15 protein-coding genes are annotated in these 18,220 nt (G+C 37.4%); 6 read left to right on the top strand and 9 right to left on the bottom strand.

The annotated features are described in order from the left end of the window. Window positions 1-109 precede the first annotated feature (109 nt). The 4 genes from ACQ5H4_RS18865 to ACQ5H4_RS18850 form a co-directional block, all read right to left on the bottom strand. A complete protein-coding gene (locus ACQ5H4_RS18865) occupies window positions 110-3,094 on the bottom strand; it encodes an ATP-binding protein (protein ID WP_430776538.1) in 2,985 nt (994 codons plus the stop codon). A 12-nt stretch (window positions 3,095-3,106) separates the two neighbouring features. Further along, window positions 3,107-4,327 (bottom strand): metallophosphoesterase family protein, encoded by a 1,221-nt coding sequence (locus ACQ5H4_RS18860; protein ID WP_430776537.1) that lies wholly within the window; start codon window positions 4,325-4,327, stop codon window positions 3,107-3,109. A gap of 109 nt (window positions 4,328-4,436) precedes the next feature. Beyond that, window positions 4,437-5,690: an ABC transporter permease gene (locus tag ACQ5H4_RS18855; protein ID WP_430776536.1), complete on the bottom strand. Its 1,254-nt coding sequence runs from the start codon at window positions 5,688-5,690 to the stop codon at window positions 4,437-4,439. Continuing rightward, entirely contained in the window at window positions 5,683-6,582 is a 900-nt protein-coding gene (locus ACQ5H4_RS18850; protein WP_430776535.1) for an ABC transporter ATP-binding protein, read from the bottom strand. Before ACQ5H4_RS18850 ends, ACQ5H4_RS18855 begins: the two co-directional genes overlap by 8 nt. A 136-nt stretch (window positions 6,583-6,718) precedes the next feature. Between ACQ5H4_RS18850 and ACQ5H4_RS18845 the strand changes: the two genes are divergently transcribed. Continuing rightward, window positions 6,719-6,904 carry a YhzD family protein gene (locus ACQ5H4_RS18845; RefSeq protein ID WP_430776534.1) on the top strand — a complete coding sequence of 62 codons (186 nt, stop codon included), beginning with the start codon at window positions 6,719-6,721 and terminating at the stop codon, window positions 6,902-6,904. Window positions 6,905-6,938: 34 nt separating this feature from the next. Here ACQ5H4_RS18845 and ACQ5H4_RS18840 read toward each other — a convergent pair whose 3' ends face one another. Continuing rightward, window positions 6,939-7,727, bottom strand: a complete 789-nt coding sequence (locus tag ACQ5H4_RS18840) for an enoyl-CoA hydratase (RefSeq protein WP_430776533.1) — start codon at window positions 7,725-7,727, stop codon at window positions 6,939-6,941. Between the two features lie 121 nt (window positions 7,728-7,848). On the opposite strand from ACQ5H4_RS18840, the gene ACQ5H4_RS18835 reads away from it, so the two are divergent. Continuing rightward, window positions 7,849-8,355, top strand: coding sequence for a GNAT family N-acetyltransferase (locus ACQ5H4_RS18835; RefSeq protein WP_430776532.1), 507 nt, complete (start codon window positions 7,849-7,851; stop codon window positions 8,353-8,355). A 420-nt stretch (window positions 8,356-8,775) separates the two neighbouring features. On the opposite strand, the gene ACQ5H4_RS18830 is transcribed toward ACQ5H4_RS18835, so the two are convergent. From ACQ5H4_RS18830 to ACQ5H4_RS18815, 4 genes are all read right to left on the bottom strand, one after another. Beyond that, entirely contained in the window at window positions 8,776-10,287 is a 1,512-nt protein-coding gene (locus ACQ5H4_RS18830) for a coproporphyrinogen III oxidase (RefSeq protein ID WP_430776531.1), read from the bottom strand. A gap of 96 nt (window positions 10,288-10,383) precedes the next feature. Further along, a complete protein-coding gene (locus ACQ5H4_RS18825) occupies window positions 10,384-11,250 on the bottom strand; it encodes a Cof-type HAD-IIB family hydrolase (protein ID WP_430776530.1) in 867 nt (288 codons plus the stop codon). A 139-nt stretch (window positions 11,251-11,389) separates the two neighbouring features. Next, window positions 11,390-11,743 (bottom strand): YlbF/YmcA family competence regulator, encoded by a 354-nt coding sequence (locus ACQ5H4_RS18820; protein ID WP_119707111.1) that lies wholly within the window; start codon window positions 11,741-11,743, stop codon window positions 11,390-11,392. A gap of 68 nt (window positions 11,744-11,811) precedes the next feature. Continuing rightward, complete coding sequence (locus ACQ5H4_RS18815; RefSeq protein WP_430776529.1) at window positions 11,812-12,951, bottom strand: DUF445 domain-containing protein; 1,140 nt, start codon at window positions 12,949-12,951, stop codon at window positions 11,812-11,814. Between the two features lie 105 nt (window positions 12,952-13,056). Here ACQ5H4_RS18815 and ACQ5H4_RS18810 point away from each other — a divergent pair, with 105 nt between their 5' ends. The 4 genes from ACQ5H4_RS18810 to ACQ5H4_RS18795 are packed head-to-tail and all read left to right on the top strand — an operon-like array spanning window position 13,057 to window position 17,929. Next, the gene (locus tag ACQ5H4_RS18810) at window positions 13,057-14,481 is read left to right on the top strand and encodes a YheC/YheD family endospore coat-associated protein (protein ID WP_430776528.1); all 1,425 of its coding nucleotides are present in this window, start codon (window positions 13,057-13,059) and stop codon (window positions 14,479-14,481) included. Next, a complete protein-coding gene (locus ACQ5H4_RS18805; protein ID WP_430776527.1) occupies window positions 14,441-15,532 on the top strand; it encodes a YheC/YheD family endospore coat-associated protein in 1,092 nt (363 codons plus the stop codon). The genes ACQ5H4_RS18810 and ACQ5H4_RS18805 overlap by 41 nt, the downstream gene beginning before the upstream one ends. Next, complete coding sequence (locus ACQ5H4_RS18800; protein ID WP_430776526.1) at window positions 15,510-16,880, top strand: YheC/YheD family endospore coat-associated protein; 1,371 nt, start codon at window positions 15,510-15,512, stop codon at window positions 16,878-16,880. The genes ACQ5H4_RS18805 and ACQ5H4_RS18800 overlap by 23 nt, the downstream gene beginning before the upstream one ends. Next, window positions 16,877-17,929, top strand: a complete 1,053-nt coding sequence (locus ACQ5H4_RS18795) for a YheC/YheD family protein (RefSeq protein WP_430776525.1) — start codon at window positions 16,877-16,879, stop codon at window positions 17,927-17,929. Before ACQ5H4_RS18800 ends, ACQ5H4_RS18795 begins: the two co-directional genes overlap by 4 nt. Window positions 17,930-18,220 lie beyond the last annotated feature (291 nt).

The raw sequence follows: 18,220 nt of genomic DNA, 5'->3' as shown, positions 1-18,220 counted from the left end.
AAATACGCCCCTTTCTATGATTCTAGTATAGCATATTTAATCATTTTAGAAGTCAATATTCATAGACCGGGATGATGGTAATTCTTTGGCTGTAAATGAAATCCCGTCCTCACTTCAACTGAGGAACGGGATTTTCTTCGAGACGGATGATATGGTTATCTTGTAAATCCTTCAGTAAATGACGGTGACAAGTGAAGAATAAAACTTGGTTATTCGTTATTTCCTTTAATAATTGAAGAACACGAATCGTACGAACATGATCAAAGTTTACAAAGCTATCATCAATCATAATAGGGAAGGGTCTTTTTTTATAAATGGTTGTCACAAGAGCAAGTCTGATCGCAACATACACCTGCTCCATGGTCGCTTGACTTAGTTCATTAGCTTCGAATACAGAATAATCTTTGCGATGAATATGAAACCCACTTTCAGTCTCTTTTGGAACGATTCGCTGATAGTTGCCATTCGTTAAAAATGATAAGTATTCCTCGGCTTTTCCTAAAACGGCCGGCAGCTTTTCTTCATTAAATACCTTCATGGTTTTGTTCAAAAGCTCTTTAGCTAGAGCAATGCGTGCCCAGTCCTTTGCTTCATCCTCGAACTCTGCTTTCAATTGCGTATACTTATGAAGGAGCTCTGAATATCTTCCTCCTTCTTCTAGAATAGAAATTTGGTATTTTGTTTCAGAAAGAGTTTTTAGAGCTTCCTCACGTCTTTTATGATTCAGCTCAATGTCCGTACTCTTTTCTATTATGGCTTGTTCGATATCAGTAATCTTGATTAATTTTCCGATTAATTCCTTTGTTAATGATGAAAAAGCGATTCGCTTTTGAAGTTCTTCTACTTTATTTTTCCCCTCGGTTAGTTTGTCCTTTTCAAGCCCTGCTTTACGGTACTCTTCTTCATTGTTTACATCAGCTAAAACAAATAGTTCTTTCATTTCAGTAACATACTGATGCAGCTCACTTTGGACCCTCTCCAGCTCCTCTATACTTTCTTCGAGTTTCTCGTTTTTCCGACTGAATATTATATACCTTTGCTGTTCTTCTTTTAATCGATCTCTTAGTTCCATTGCTAGTTGTGGCACGGGTAGATGTTTCTCAATAAATAAGCCCCCGAGCTCTTCGATACGATTTGAAATCCTTTGAATGGTGTCCATCTTTTTATCCAATTGTAATTGAAGAGCATTTTGCTCGTGGATCATACTCTTGAGACGTTCTAAGAGGTCAAACGCGTCTACCAAATATGACTTTGTAATTTCTTCTGATAAACATAGTTTTTGGGCAATAGATTTCCGTTCTGATTCCATTTCAGCAGATTCAGTTTCCCATTTTTCAAACTCTGAAATAATTCGTTCATAATGGTTATTTTGTTGCTCCCATTTAACGTTAAGAATTTTGAACTCTTCCGCTTTTTGTTTCTCCTTTTCCAACCTACCACTATTCTCGAGAAATTTCTCATGATTTAATGCTTGTATCTGTACATCTAGTTCTTTTTCCTTTTTTATTAATTCTTCTAATTGCGTTCGAACATTTTTCTTTGTTTTCTTCGTTTTCGTGAAAAGTGAAGAAAACAACACAATAAGAAAAAGACCAATACTAATAAGAATGAATAAAGATTCTGATTTCAGAACACCAAACACACCAAGGAATATACATACGAATGTAAATGTCAGTAATTGAAAGAAACGATTCTTCGATTCCTTGTTTGCCTCCTCTTCATATCCCATTAACATATTGATTGTTTGTTTCACTTGTAATAGCTCACTTTTTAAGCTAGATGGACTTGAGTGCTTTACCTTTTCCTCAAGCTCACGAAATTCCTTCTCCGAAAGTAACTCACTCTTACAAGATGCTATTCTTTTCTCAAGTAACTCCAAGTCCAATTTTTCTTGCTCAAATAACGCATCAAGTTCTTCTTTCTTTTCATTGAGCTTCCATTGTTTTTTATATGCTACGTTCACACGTTCCTTCATAAACATACTCGTATCAATATTCAAGAGTGTATCATCGTTTAGAGGAATATGTAATTTGTCCAACATCTCTCTTTTCTGTCTCTGTAGATGTTCAAGCTGAATGCGCAAACTTTTTTCTTCCTCACTGAGCGTTTCTAGTAAAGGAAGTCTGTCCAACGCTTCTTGAATGTCTACTTCCTTTCCTAGAACTTCAAGATTTGGTTGAGAATTACTTATCTCCTCATTAAGCTCTAGAATTTTCCTGTCTAACCTTGCTTTTTGAGCTTCCAACGGCTTCATCCATTGAATGATTTGATCTAGTCTTTTTATTCCATCTACAGGAAACTTAGTAGGCGGTTTTTCCTTTATTTTCTCTTTTACATATTCAAGCTCTTTTACAACTGGTTCAAGCTTTTTCCATTCTTGTAGCTGGTGTAGCTCTTGCAGTAAGTCTTCTTCTATTTGAGCAAGTTGGGAGATTTCCTCCGCTAGCTCATCGCGTTGCCGTACCATCTGCCAATAGCCTTCATTTTTATTTTCCGAACTCTTTAACTGACCATAAACTTCTTTTAGCTCTTTTAATTTTTCATTAATCACAGGTTTTTTTCCACTTGGCTTAAACTTTTCATCCAACTCTTTCTGAAGGGTCGAGTTTATCGAAACCAAACGGTCTGTACCGACAGCACCCGTAGAAAATAAAAACCTGCCCAAATCCTCTTTTTTCAGTTGATGTATATTTTGAAGCCCCTGCAGATTAAATGAAAAGATAGATTGGTAAAGAGGTTTATCCATACGGGTTAACAGCTCTTTAAGGAGATCCTCTCCTCCCCTTGTACCGTCCTCTAAAGTAACGGTAACATCACCTGTGGCTTTACCTTTCGTTCGTTCAATAACGATGCGTCCTTTATCACTTGTTTCAAGAAGGAGTTTCCCACCATACCTGATACCTGATTTCGGCTCATACCTCTGCTCTACCTGGACTTTTGTCGGAAAACCAAACAACATACTATGAATAAAAGACATGATCGTTGATTTGCCCGCTTCGTTTTCTCCATAAAAAACGGAAAAGGAATCTAGATTAGAAATTGTAACATTTTCCAATTTACCATAACCATAAATTTGTATTTCTTTAATTATCATGCAATTCACCTCCTACTCCTTTAACAATTGTTCCACTAGAAAACTCTCCGCATAACGTATCATTTCTTTTTTATCCTCATCGGTTAGTGGGTTCAAAAATTTCCTTGCCTGCGGATGCTGATATAGTAAGTCTAGCCCTCTTTCAAGTTCCCCTATTTCCTCTGAAAGGCGAAATAACTCCCCATAAAAATCAGTTTGGTTTGCCAATGTCTCCCGATCCCAGATGCACTGTTCTTCAGCAGTTACAGCATATGGCCATACAAAGGAAGCTTCTTCTCTTTCATCTTCTTGAAGAGCTTCCAATAGATCATTTAAAATGTCTCTTTCACTTGGATTATTTTCCTTTAAAAGCTTGGTTAGATGGAGTTTTAGCAGAATTCCTGTCTTATTTTCCCTTTCGGCATCAATCACGCTTTTACAAGTGAAGTAAAGTTGTTCAAACCCCTTTACTTCACTTACATTGATCTCCTTTTCTATCCATACACAATCTGATGTAGGAAAGAACTCAACAGTTTTCTTCCCTTCTTCTAATACAATCAGATAACCTCCTTTTATCCCTGTTTCCTTTCTATTTCGCCCTTGCGTATTACCCGGATAAATGACCGGAGGATCTTGTGAGAGGATCGTGCGCTTATGAATATGTCCAAGGGCCCAATAATCAAAATCCTTGTCTAATAATTCCTTTAATGAAAAGGGCGCATAATTTCCATGGTCATGGTTTCCTTCGATGTTTCCGTGTAGTATCCCAATATGAAAATCCGCTTCGCCCACTTTTTGATAATCTACTATTTTTCTTTCAAAAACATGCCGGCTAAGGTAACTAAAACCATATAAGTGAATATGGCTTCCTGTGGCCGTTTTATATACCTTTTTTTCTACATCAGCGGAAAATATATGTACGTTCTCAGGCATATCAAGATGAGCCCAACTCCCATCAAGGTGATCATGGTTTCCATGAATAGCAAAGACAGGTATTCCATGCGTTTGAAGCCGCTTCATTTCATTACGCAATCTTGTTTGGGCTTTAATACTTCTATCCTCACTATCAAATAGGTCGCCAGCTAAAATAACAAAATCGACCATTTCCTCAATCGCCTTCTTCACGATTCTTTCAAGCGCGACAAACGTACTTTCCTTTAGACGTGAGAAAATGGATGCTGGTAAAGACTTCAGACCCACCATCGGACTATCTAAATGCAAATCAGCAGCATGAATAAATTTTACTCGCTTCATATATCGTTCCTCATTTAGTTTTCTATTTTTCTATATTTTAGCATCTTAAAAATACGAATGCACGTTCTTATACTAAATAAAAAAAACAAGCTTCAAAATCGAAGCTTGCTTATTCATTCTTTGTAAGCTGGAGGGCTTTTTTAATGTCCTTGAAAGAAGTTGATCGTCCATACATGAGTACGCCACCTCTATATACTCTTGCGCCGAAGATTGCTAGAAGAATAATAGTGACGATTAGAATCGCAATCGCTAGTATTGGCTCCCAAACAGGTAACGATAACATACCGACCCTCATAAACATTAGCATGGGAGCAAAGAAAGGTATATATGAAGAGATCGTGATGAAAGGTGTTTCTGGTTGACCTAATCCAAACATAGCGATCATAAAACCAGCAACAATTAACATCGTCATTGGTGTAATCATCTGCTGAATGTCTTCTATTCTACTAACAAGTGACCCAAGAAAGGCGGCTAGAGTGGAATAAAGGAAGTATCCTAAAATAAAGAAAACAACAGCATATATAAGGGTAGCTAAGGGTAAATCTCCAAAACCAAGATAGCTAAAAAATCCCCCTTGCATCGTATCGAGATTCTGCTTCATGGAAACATAACCTACACCAAGTAAAACAGCCATTTGTGTAATACTTACCAAACCAATACCAAGAATCTTTGCAAACATCTGCTTAATTGGGGAGACACTGGAAATAAGAATTTCCATTACACGAGAGGATTTTTCCGTCGCAACTTCCATTGCAATCATGTTTGCGTATAGAATCACAGAGAAATAGATGACAAATAAAAGTACATAAACAAGTCCTCTAGCTTGGTTTAGTTCTTCCTCCGTTTTTGCGTTTTCTTCTAGTGCTAGTTGCTCAAAGTCAACTGGTTCATACAGTTTTGCTAGCTCCTCTGTGGAGAGTTCCATCTGTGTGGCAGCTAACTGTGTTTTCAATTGCTGAAGGCTATTTTTTATCTCATTTGCAATGCTTGTATCCGCAATGGTCATGGCATGATAGGTTGCCTCAGGTAAGTTCATGTTGTTTAAACCTACAAGAAGTAGTCCATCAAATTCACCTTCTCGAATCGCTTCCTTTGCCGCTTCCTCGTCCCCAGTAAATTGGGTTAGTGTAATATCTTCATTGACTGCTTCGACTTGCTGCTTTAATGGAGAAAAGAGTGCTCCACTCTCATCAATTACTGCAATTTCCTCTCCAGATTCTCCTTTATTAAAATACTCCATCACGTTTGAGAGATTGGTAAGTCCCACAATTAGCAATAAGGTAACAGCGGTTGTAATGATAAATGATTTTGATTTCACTTTACTCATGTAAGTATGAGCCAGGATGATCCAAAACTTATTCATACGAGGCACCTACCTTCTCGATAAAAATATCATTTAAGCTTGGCTCCTCAAGGGCAAATTTCCGGATAAACCCATAAGGTACAATTTCCTTAAGTAGCTTCTCCGCCACTTCTTCACCAGTTATTTGAAGATGAATTCCTTCAGCAGTCTTTTTGTGCTTTATCACTCCAGGAAATCCTTTTAAATCGTCAAGTGAAAAATCAGCATGAATCACAACATTTTTCTTACCAAAACTTTTCTTTATATCCCTAAGAGAGCCATGTACAACAGGACTTCCTTTATGCATGATACATAAATGTTCACACATTTCTTCTACATGCTCCATACGATGACTTGAAAAGACAATCGTTGATCCGTTTTTCTTTAAGTCCAGTACGGCCTCTTTTAACAACTCGACATTTAAAGGGTCAAGTCCACTAAAAGGTTCATCCAGAATTAGCAGTTCTGGCTTGTGTAGAACCGCTGCGATAAACTGAATTTTTTGCTGATTTCCCTTAGAAAGCTCTTCAACTTTTTTGTTTGCATATTCAGGAACTTTAAATCGTTCGAGCCATTTGTCTAATTCCGTTTGTGCTTCATCCTTCTCCATTCCTCTTAACCTTGCTAAGTACACAATTTGTTCTTTTACCTTTAATTTAGGGTACAGTCCACGTTCTTCTGGTAAGTAGCCAATATATCTGCTCGTTGAATAATTAATGGGTTTACCATTCCATGTGATTAGACCTTCACTACTATCCATTAAGCCTAGAATCATCCGAAAAGTTGTTGTTTTCCCTGCTCCATTTGCCCCAAGAAAACCAAACATCTCTCTTTCCGGTATGGTTAATGAAAGATCATTCACTGCCGTAAACGTTCCAAAACGCTTTGTTATATTTTCAATTTTTAAAACCATGTCCTTCCCTCCTCTTCCATAAGGTAGTACGTTTTAGAATAGAAAAAGTTACATATTTTTGTAATTTCTATTTTGCAAGAACCTCCTCACCTATGTGAAAATAAAACTAGGAAGTTATTACGAAGGGGGAAAACGGATGAAGATCTACAAATTAACTTGCTTTGAAGCTACTGGAGAAAAAATTATAGATGAAACAATTGATGCGAAGAATGATATGGAAGCAAAGAATAAGGCTGAAGTTCTCTTAAAAGAAAAAGAGCTAAACAAAAAAACATATCGTCTTGTATCTCCTGATGGAAATCTAATCCTTTTTAAAGCCTAAGAAACTCAGCCAATAACTATTGGCTGAGTTTCCTTTACTTCCCTTTAAACTGAGGTTTTCGCTTTTCTATAAAGGCACGGATTCCCTCTTTGTGGTCCTCCGTTTGTCTCATTTTATGTTGTGCATATTTTTCAAGCTCAAGTATTTTTAATAATTGTGGACGGTTCGTTTCAACCAATATTTTCTTTGTTTTAATCATCGCTTTAAGTGGTTTCTTTAAATACTCCTCTAGCTTCTGATTCAATGCATCTAAATAATTAGGAGCTACCTCATGAATGAGGCCTTTTTGAAATGCCTCATTTGCAGTCATTACTTTCCCTTCCCAAATAAGTTGTTTTGCTTGATCCTCACCCAATTTTTTCTCAAGGAAGAAGTGAGCTCCACCATCAGGTACGAGACCAATTCCAATGAAATTCATAGAAAGCTTGCTTTTTTGATCAGCTAGAATATAGTCTGTCGCTAAAGCGAGACTTAGACCTAGACCAGCGGCAGAACCTGATATAGCACTAATAGTTAGCTGTGGTAACGAATAAAGAGTCATAACCAATTCGTTAATGCTGTCCATCACACTGTAGAAATCGCTTTCATTTGTCTCCTGTAGCATCATTTTTATATCACCACCTGAAGAAAAAGCGCGTTCGTTTCCAGTTAAAACCACAACATCAATTTCATCTGTAATACTTATTTCCTTTAATTTTGTCGTCAATCCCTTGATTAGCTCCAAATTTAATGAATTTAGGCTCTCTGGTCGATTCAATTGTATCGTTGCCACTCGGCCATTCACCTTTACTAACACTATATTAGACTCAGTATTCGTTTTCATCCTTCTCCCCTCCCAATGAATTCTCTTCTATTATTATATCGGTATTCCATTGGATAAAAAACTAATTATTTTAAATTATTCCAAAAATCGGTATAGTTAAGAAGGGAAAGGAGTGTTCTTCTTGAAATCTATCTACTCATATAATCAATTTTTCATTACAACTAACAAAGAACTTTTAAATCTTGATGTTATTGAACAATTTATCTGTCACGAATCCTATTGGGGAAAGGGAATGACCCGGGATTTAATAGTAACGTCCATAGAGAACTCTAGTTTATGTTTTGGACTGTTTGATGGGAATCCAGAAGAAAATTCTTCAGCCAAGCAAATTGGCTTTGCTCGTGTAATAACTGATTTTGTTAGATTTGCTTATTTAGCAGATGTGTTTGTGATAAAAGAGTACCGTGGTCAAGGGTTAAGCAAATGGTTAATAAAGACGATTGTTAGTGAGCCAAAGCTAAAGGGGGCAGCCTTTCATTTAACCACCAAGGATGCTCACAGCCTGTATGAAAAATTCGGATTTCGTCCAATCGACCAACCTGAAAACCGAATGCTGCGGCCGTTAAATATGGACCAAATTCAGGAAGCATATAATAAAGCCACGGATAGATTTTCGGACAGGAATTGATAGATTTGGCCTTGGGGTGTCCGAATCCCAGGCTTTTTCGGACAAGACCCGGTGGAATCCACACTTCGTTGTCCGAATCCACTAGTTATTCAGACAGGTCACGGTGGCATCCGCACTTCGTTGTCCGAATCAAAGCCTTATTCAGACTGGTCACGGTGGTATCCGCACTTCGTTGTCCGAATCAAAGCCTTATTCAGACAGGTCACGGTGGTATCCGCACTTCGTTGTCCGAATCAAAGCCTTATTCAGACTGGTCACGGTGGTATCCGCACTTCGTTGTCCGAATCAAAGCCTTATTCAGACAGGTCACGGTGGCATCCGCACTTCGTTGTCCGAATCAAAGCCTTATTCAGACTGGTCACGGTGGTATCCGCACTTCGTTGTCCGAATCCAATGGTTTTTCGGACAGGTCACGTTTCCCTACTTTATTGAAGAGCGTGGGATTGAGAATAAGCTTGTGAGTATTTCCAGTTTATCATTCGTATATTTCTCGTATGAGTCGTTATATGTCTTTGGGTCTTTAGGATTTGAAAATTGCGTGATCTTTCCTGTTGAAGGATCGATAAACTTACTTGCAGCACCACAGCCTAAACCAATGATTGTCTGCTGTTCTTCCATAATCATAATATTATAAATGCTCTCTTGGTTAGGAAGCGCGTATCCTACATTCTCCAGATTTCCTAGAATGTTCTTTTGGCGATACAAATAATAAGGCGCATAATTATGTTCTTTCGTCCAGTTTTCGGCAAGCCCCATCATTTCTTCAATTTCACTACGTTGTGCAACCTTGTACTTTTCTTTGTTTTTTGTCATCTCGGAAGCACGTTTAAAGGAAAGGGTATGAACGGTTAATGATTCTGGCATGAGCTTTTCCGTCTCTTGTAGAGTATAAGAAAACTCCTCCACACCTTCTCCAGGCAAACCAATAATTAAGTCCATATTAATATTATTCATTTCCATTTTTCGTGCAAGCTTAAATTTCTCAATTGTTTCCTCAACCGTGTGATGACGACCAATCGCTTTTAATGTTTCTTGAATATATGATTGTGGATTAATACTAATTCGATCTATATTCCACTTTTTTAATACTTCTAGCTTTTCAGGCGTGATCGTATCAGGACGACCTGCTTCTACCGTTACTTCACGAATATTTGCCACATCAGGAAAAGACTCGTACATTTCTTCATAGAGCATGTCCATTTCTTCAGCAGTAATACTTGTAGGAGTACCACCTCCATAATATACAGTGGTGATTTTCACGTTATTTTCTTTCAACCACTGTCCGATTTTTTTCATTTCAAAATGTAGGCCCCCTAAAAATGAATTCACAGATCCTTGTCTACCATTAATCGCATAGGCAGGGAATGTACAATACGCACATTTCGTAGGGCAAAACGGAATACCAATATATATGCTCACTTCGTTTTGCAGTTGATACAAGTCCGGAACAACGGATAATTGACGATCAATGATATTCTGCATTAATTGAATCTTTTCATCAGAAATCATATACTCCGTTTGAAGCTTTTTGTGTGCTTCCTCTTTCGGCTTTCCTTCATGCAACATCTTGTGGAGAAGTTTCGTTGGTCTTATCCCTGTTAAAATCCCCCACTTCTGTGTCATTCCTGTATAAGTTTGTAGAACAGATAAATACACATAAGAGATCGCATGTTTAATCATTCTCTCTTTTTCTTTTTGAGTAACATCATTTGGGAGGGCTTTTTCATAATTTGCATGTAGTGGTTCGGAACCTGGTATTTCAGCTTGGACATGAAGCCAATCCGATACTCGCAAATCAAAATTAACTGTTAACTCCGCTTGGTCCGAGTGGTTTTCCATGAACACTTTCGTTTCTTCAAAAAATAAGTTAGCTATATTGATAAGTGGACGGTGGAATTTTTCTTCCATCAATCCATATATATTAATCTGCAATAGAATCACCTTTTAGTTAAATTTATATCATGCCTTAAAAGTGTACAAAAATGAAAGGTATGGGTCAACTTTCAATCGTTGATCCATACCTTCCAATTACTTGATAATATTCATTTTCTTTAAGAACTCAATCGGCTGTTGCTTTCGAAAGTGTTCCTTTACTACATATCCGACTCCATTTTCATTATTTGAGCGAGTAACCCAATCTGCTGCCTTTTTCACCTCAACGGGTGCATTCCCCATGGCAACGCCTAATCCAACCTTCTCAATCATATCAATATCATCAATCGCATCGGCAATAACAACCATTTCTGAACGCTTCACACCAAGTCTTTCTCCTAAGTATAAAAGACCCGTTAACTTTGATACACCCTTTGGTATAATTTCTAATCGAAGTTCATCCAGCTGCAATGTAGCCACTTCATCGTACATCGTGTAGATAGCTTTTTTTGCGTCCTGAAGGTCTTCCTTTCTCTCAAAAAATATTTCAATTTTTGGTGGACTACATGGTTCGTCTGAAATGGCATCGCTTAGTGAATCAACATATTGTTGTGAATAAAAGACAGGATCTCCTGAAGAAAACACAGTTTTTGCTAGTAAATTATTGCTAACTCTTGAGCGATTGGCCAATGAATACCGATCATCTACTAAACGAATTTGACAGTGAAAGGCTTCTAATAAACGAACCAGCTCAAAGGTGACATCCTCCGAAATTCTTCTTACTAATACCGGTTGATCCATCGAGCTTGCGATATAAGCCCCTCTGTGTGTGACTAAATAGGAATCGAGCTTTAATGCCTTTGCCACTTTCTTTGCTGATGCAAAGCTTCTAGATGATACTAACGTAACATAAATCCCCTTTCCCTGCACATATTCAACGGCTTCCTTGGTTGACCTTTGGATTCGCCCGTTTGATTGAAGAAGTGTTCCGTCTATATTTATAGCAAGCAGACGATAAATCATAGTTAGTCCCCCCCACCTTCATCATTTCCCTTTATATCACATGTATGAAAACAGCGAGATAATTAGAACAATTAGAAGGAAGAGTTTGCTGTTCGAAAAGAAAAAACACTTTATCAAAATAGATAAAGTGTTTTAGATGCTATTGTCCCATAGCTCCGTAGAGCTCTTCTAGTGGCTTCATAATAATTTGATTTAATTCCCCGATAATCATGCTCATTCTTTGTTCAGCTTCCATTAGCTGAGCAATTTTTTCATGTTGTTGAACAAGTGCTACTGTTTTTTGAGCCTGTTCCACTTCTTCTTGTGTAATTTCTTGGCCCATCATCTGCTTTTGCTGTAATTCAAGCTGTAAGTTACGGAAATTCTCAAACATTTGTTTTGCAGATGGATCAGCGTTTACTTCATCATAAATTCTTTTTAAGCTCGCATATTCATTACTTGAGCGAATCGCCTTTTCTAACTCATAAGCTGCATCATGTAAATTAACCGCCATTTTTATACACTCCTTTTCAAGAAATCCTTCCAACTATACCAAACAATTCATTAAAAAGCGAATAATCCCTATCCAATGAATAGAACAACTATGCCTTGGAAAAGACCGATCACTCCTCCTAACAATGCGCCTAAGTACGTGATCATCTTTAATTCACTTCTAGTAATGGATAAAACCATTTCCTCGAGCCGTTCTACTGAAAACGTTTCAACTTGCTCTTTCACAATATCTGCTAAGTGTAATCGTTCAAGGATTGTCTCCATACGGCCAGTAGTCCAGTCGAAGACTAAACGTAAGCCAGCAGGAACAAAATCATTAATGATGCTCTCACGATTATTTTCTAGCAGTTCTGACATAGGTTTTTGTATAAGTTGATCCATCTTTATAAGCTTTTTAACTGTTTGATTGATCAGTTGTAGTAATTGCTCTTTTCCTAATTGCTCCTCAAATTCTTCCGTTTTCTTATTTAATAGTTTTTCCCATTCCTTTGAAAGGAGAGTCGTTATCAGGTCCTTTGTCCCCTCATTTTCAAGAAACTTTAAAATTTCTGGACGAATCTTTTCTGTGAGGTTTACATTTCCAAAGAACATCTGAAGCATATTCCCTAACATCCCACTTCGTTCACGGACAAAATCATTAATCATTCTTTCCACTCGAAGCTGCCCTTCGGCACTATTAAAGTAGTCCTTACCCTTTAATAGAATATATTCGCTAATAACAGGGATCTTTTCACTTAATTTTTCTTGAAGCTCCTTCGGAAGCACATCCTTTATTGGTTTCTCCCTAAAGCGAGGCATCACTTCTTCGTATTTCTTATGAATAAATAAGGACATTTTTTCAGATGCACTTGTTTCTAAATGCTTAAAGCCTAGCCGCTCGAAAACTTGTGCCAAAGAAAGCTCGCTTCTTAACAGTTGATCAAGCTCCGTTTGAGCAACTCTTATCATTTCCTTCTGGAATTGATCATTTAAGAATTTCTTTTGGATACTTTCGGGAGTTAGGAGGTGATCCACCACCATTTTCCCCATTTGTTCAGCTAATTCATCTCTTCTCTTTGGAATTAATCCAGGTGTAAACGGCACTCTCCATTTTCCTATATAAAGTGCTCGATATGGGCGGAACAGCATTTTAATGGCAAGCGAGTTAGTAAACCCTCCAATCACCGCTCCAATGACAACCATAAAAACTATGGTTATTGCTATATTCATACAACATCTACCTTCCATAAAAGTTTTCACAAATGTTTTTGTTTTTTCATACGATACCGTATCAGCTTTTGCCCATATACATGGTCAATAGAAAGAGGTATCGTGATGGCTACTTCTTACTTACCTATTACGGTGATTCCTACCGAAACGTTTCAAATAAAAGAAAGTTGTATTCAGATAAGCCGAGCATTAGCAAGTTATTATCACATTTTAGCACGTCCTACCATATTTCTAAAGATTGGTAGGGTGTGTATAGAAGTTTATGTAGAAATAACTGATTTACCAAAGAACGAATTACACTTACCTTCATCCTTTCTCTCAAAATTTAAAATACCTATTAAGGCAACAAAGTATTTAGCAACATTTATTGAAGAGTCAAACACCTTAATAGTAGGTCCTATTGTAGCCCTCATGACTGACAGTACGGAAACGAACCATGAACCGAATTTTCGATCCGTTCATACATTTTGCGAGGAACTTCATTATCATACACAGCAAACAGGTGGACTTTTTTACGTATTTAAAAGTGATGATTTTTCAATAGATGAAATTAGTGGCTATTACTATAATGATGGATGGAAAAAACATACATTCTCTCCACCTGATGTAGTTTATAATCGGATCCATTCAAGACGAAAGGAGCGAAGTGACTATTTTCATAAATTAAAAAACGAAATGACAAGATTGAATATTCCATTCTTTAATGACCGCTTCTTATCCAAATGGGATGTTCATGAACTGTTAATTCAAGAAGAGCATTTGCAACCACATCTCCCAGAAACATTATTATTTACGGAAACCAATTTTCTTGAATTATTAAATAAACATTCAAGCCTATTTATTAAACCCATACATGGGAGTCAAGGTCGAAAAATCTTACATTTATATAAAGAAAGTCAATCATTTATCGTAAAGGTATCAACTGGAACACAAAGTGATGATTTCATGTCCTTTTCTAATGTTGAGCACTTTTTCAAATGGTTCTCACGCTTCCGAAAAAATTCAACTTATATTATTCAGCAAGGCATCCCCTTGCTTTTATATAAAAATCGCCACATTGATTTTAGAGTATTATGTCACAAAAATCTTTATAATGCATGGAAAGTCACCTCTGTAGTAGCTAGAATATCAGGTGAAAAACAATTTGTAGCCAATATTGCTAGAGGTGGCGAAACATATAAACCCATTAAAGCATTAACTGAACTCTTTGAAAGAGATGTGGCGATCCAGCAACTCGTGCTAATGAAAGAGTTAGCCAAGGAAATTGCAGCTGTTATTAGTGATAATACAGATGGTTTAACCGGTGAATTGGGTTTAGATATAGGCGTTGATCAGGATGGAAAGCTTTGGCTAATTGAAGTAAACTCAAAGCCCTCAAAAAACTTCGAAGAGCAAGAAGTTAAAATCCGTCCTTCCACAAGAGCAATTATGGAATTATGTACAGCACTCGCTTTCGAGTACAAAAGCAAGGAATTGGAGGAGAACACTCATGCTGACCTTTGGATTCATGACATTAAACCTGAGGAATGAAAATTCTTATTTCAGTGGAATTGCACAAGCTGCCAGCAACTATGGAATCCGTTGCTTTAGGTTTGTTCCATCGAATATTGTACCAACGTCAGAACTTATCGTTGGCGAGGAATATAAACCGAGCGAATCCCGCTGGATCGAAGCAGAATTCCCACTTCCTGATATTTTGTACGATCGTTGTTTTTATGGTGATGATACACATTCCCAAAGTTGTCTTTCCATTGTACGTTGGTTAAAAACACGAAATGATGTAACCTTTTTAGGCTATGGTCTTCCAAACAAAATGGAACTTTATGATGTCTTGAATCATTCAAAGCTCCATCCTTATCTACTTCACTCAGCACTAGTTGCTCACGCTGATCAAGTTATACACTCGCTTTCACATATCAATCCAGCCATTATTAAACCCATCAATGGTTCTCAAGGGAAAGGCATTTACTTTATAAAAAAAGAAAAAGAGCAATATATTGTTGAAACTGATAAAAAAGGGAAACATGTGAACCGCGTTTTTGAATCAAAGGAACTTTTTTCAGTTTGGCTTCAATCTCTTTTAAAGAAGAAAACATTCCTTATTCAACCATACAAACATTTAACCAATAAGGAGGGGCATCCTTTTGACCTTCGGATCTTGCTGCAAAAGAATCAACACGGGAAGTGGATTGTTCGTGGCAAAGGTATTCGTGAAGGTTCTGTTGGGTCTATCGTCTCTAATATTAGTGCCGGTGGAAAAATTCATACCTTCGAGGAATGGTCAAAAGAAAATTCACCATCTTCTTTCCTACTAAAAGAAGTTCAATATATCTTGTCCCTCCTTCCAACTGTTTTAGAAGGTACCTTCCGTCCTTTATTTGAAATCGGTGTAGACATTGGAATTGCAAAGGATGGATCACTATGGATACTTGACGTAAATTCAAAGCCAGGAAGAAAAGTAGTTGTTTCCACCACACCAGAAGTAAAAACTGTGTTAGAGTTAGCTCCCATCCTTTATGCAAAACACTTGATGGAGCAAAAAAGGAGTTTGATGAATCATGAAAAAACAATATCGAATTGACATTAGCGATCATCTTGAAAGAGGTACCTTATACTTTCCGGCTGAGCTTACTAATCATCATGCTCCAACGCGTATCTCTTTTGGAACATTTGCGATTCAAGCAACATGCTTTCCACACCCAGATGGGAAAAATACTCTTGTTCTTAGTCCTGACATTGCAGAAGCGATTAAATTTCCATCTTTAGACATTCCCTTCCATCTATTTATTGCAGAAAAGACCATTCATATTGGTCCTCTCATTGGTATTTTCACCTCTGGTTTTACTCCATTTGCCATGCGGCCGATTGGGGAAAGGTCCGTGTTTTTTTCTAAGTTATTATCTGTTAAAAAGTTTGTTGGAGCCCTCCCCTTTGTTTTTGGTGAGCAGCATATCAATTGGGAGGAAGGAACGATTGAGGGTCTTATCTATCACATGAATGGATGGGAATCCATCATTCTGCCGTTCCCGAATGTCATATATGATCGACTTCCCAACCGACGGAGTGAAAAAAAGGCGGCATTACGAAAAGTGAAAGATCGATTGCAATCCGAGTATTTAATTCCTTGGTATAATCCCGGCTTTTTTAATAAATTAGATGTTTTTGAAAGGCTAGAATCAGTTGATGCCGTTTCTTCTCTTTTACCAGAAACACATCCTTTTACTTCATTTTCAATGATTGAAAGAATGCTTTCTTTATATGGTCATGTGTATGTAAAACCGATGAACGGAAGCTTGGGCCTTGGAATTTATCAAGTGCTTTATGATCGAGAACAAAATCATTATTACTGTCGGTTCCGAGATACTGATGGAATCAATCGTCTGCGAAAGTTTGAAACATTAGAATCTTTAATGAAGCATACGTTTCCGAATAACAAGCTCAATCATCTTATTGTTCAACAAGGGATACACTTATTACGCCATGAGCGCTGTCCAGTCGATTTCCGAGTTCACACTAATAAAGATGAAAATGGCCGTTGGAAAGTTACCGCCGTTGCAGCAAAAGTAGCTGGACCTGGAAGTGTGACTACACATGTAAAAAGTGGTGGTTGTATAAAAACAATTGAAGAAGTGATTGAGGATAAAGAAGAGCAAAAGAAGCTACTGCAAAAATTATCCGAAGCTAGTCTTCTACTAAGCCATGTATTAGAAAATCATATGGAAGGCATTGTTGGAGAAATTGGGTTTGATTTAGGAGTCGACCGAGAAGGAAAGGTTTGGCTTTTTGAGGCGAATTCAAAACCAGGTCGTTCGATCTTTAAGCACCCTGATATGAAGGAGTTTGACCTATTAACTCGTAAACTTTCACTAGCATTTGGTGTCTTTTTATCAGAGCAAGCGATTAAGCAGCCAGGAGAGGTCTTTAAATGACTTCTCTTATTCTTAGGAATATAAATCCTTTTATCGGTATTCTAACCAGTAAAAAAGGTGAAAAGAATTTAGTTGGAAATATTCCATTGTTCCGATCCATTCAACAGGAGTTATTACAAATAGGCGGAACATCTGTTGTATTCTCTCTTGACGATATCTTAAGTAATAGTATAAAAGCAGCAAAATATGATCCTAGTAATCATACATGGGAGACTGTTCTAGCTCCCTTTCCACAGCTAGTATACAACCGCGTTCCGTTTCGAAAACATGAAGAAACCGCCACCTTTAAAGAGGCTGTAACACTCTTTAAAGAACAATCCATACCCTTTTTCAACCCAGGTTTTTTAAACAAATATGATTGTTTCTTACAGTTCAAGGATCATTTTGATCTAAAACAATATTTCTTACCAACAATAAAAATCGAAGACAGAACAGTACTACAAGAATTTCTTTTAGCTCATCGCACTCTTTATATAAAACAAGCAAATTCTTCAATGGGAAAAGGCATTCATATCATTAAATTGCAAAGAGATGGTAAAATATTGCTCATAGATCATAGGCAGCAGACTATTTACCATGACTTTCATGATTATTGGGGAAAATGGTCTAATAAATTTCTCAAAACATTCTATATTGCACAGCAAGCAGCTAGTCCACAACTTTATCAAGGGAAACGGTATGATTTTAGAATATTAGCTGTTTTCCAAGGTGAGAAGCATGTCCCTGTAGGTGTAGGTGTTAGACAATCAGGTTATCAACAAGTTACTACACATATTCCTAATGGAGGAAAGCTACTTCCTTATTCACAATTTCAAACGCAGGAACAAGACCTTTTAATCAAAAAAATCGTAGAGCATTGCGGGAAAGAACTAAATAGGAAATATGGGTTCTTTGCAGAGTTCTCCATCGATCTCGGGTTAACTTCTGATGGAGATTTTGTTATTTATGAAATTAATTCAAAACCAATGAGCTTCGATGAAAAAACAATTGAAGAAAAACGGGTGAAAATGCTTTGCGAACTTTTCCGTTCCACAATAGAAAAGAAGTAAAACTGGGATTATTCGGACAGGAGTTGAAGGAATTTGCACTTTTGGTCCAATTCTAGTGTGGATTCGGACAGAACTTGAAGGATTATACCTTCTGGGGTCCGAATCCTTAGATTATTCGGACAGGACACCAAGGTTCTTGCTCTTGAGAGTCCGAATCCTTTGGTGATTCGGACAGGACACCAAGGTTTTTGCTCTTGAGAGTCCGAATCCTTTGGTGATTCGGACAGGACACCAAGGTTTTTGCTCTTGAGAGTCCGAATCCTTTGGTGATTCGGACAGGACACCAAGGTT

It is taken from the genome of Bacillus coreaensis (assembly GCF_050586445.1).
GTDB classification, from domain to species: Bacteria; Bacillota; Bacilli; order Bacillales; family Cytobacillaceae; genus Robertmurraya_A; species Robertmurraya_A coreaensis.
The sequence above is the reverse complement of the archived record's forward strand: the minus strand, read 5'-3'. Positions and strand labels throughout refer to the sequence as shown.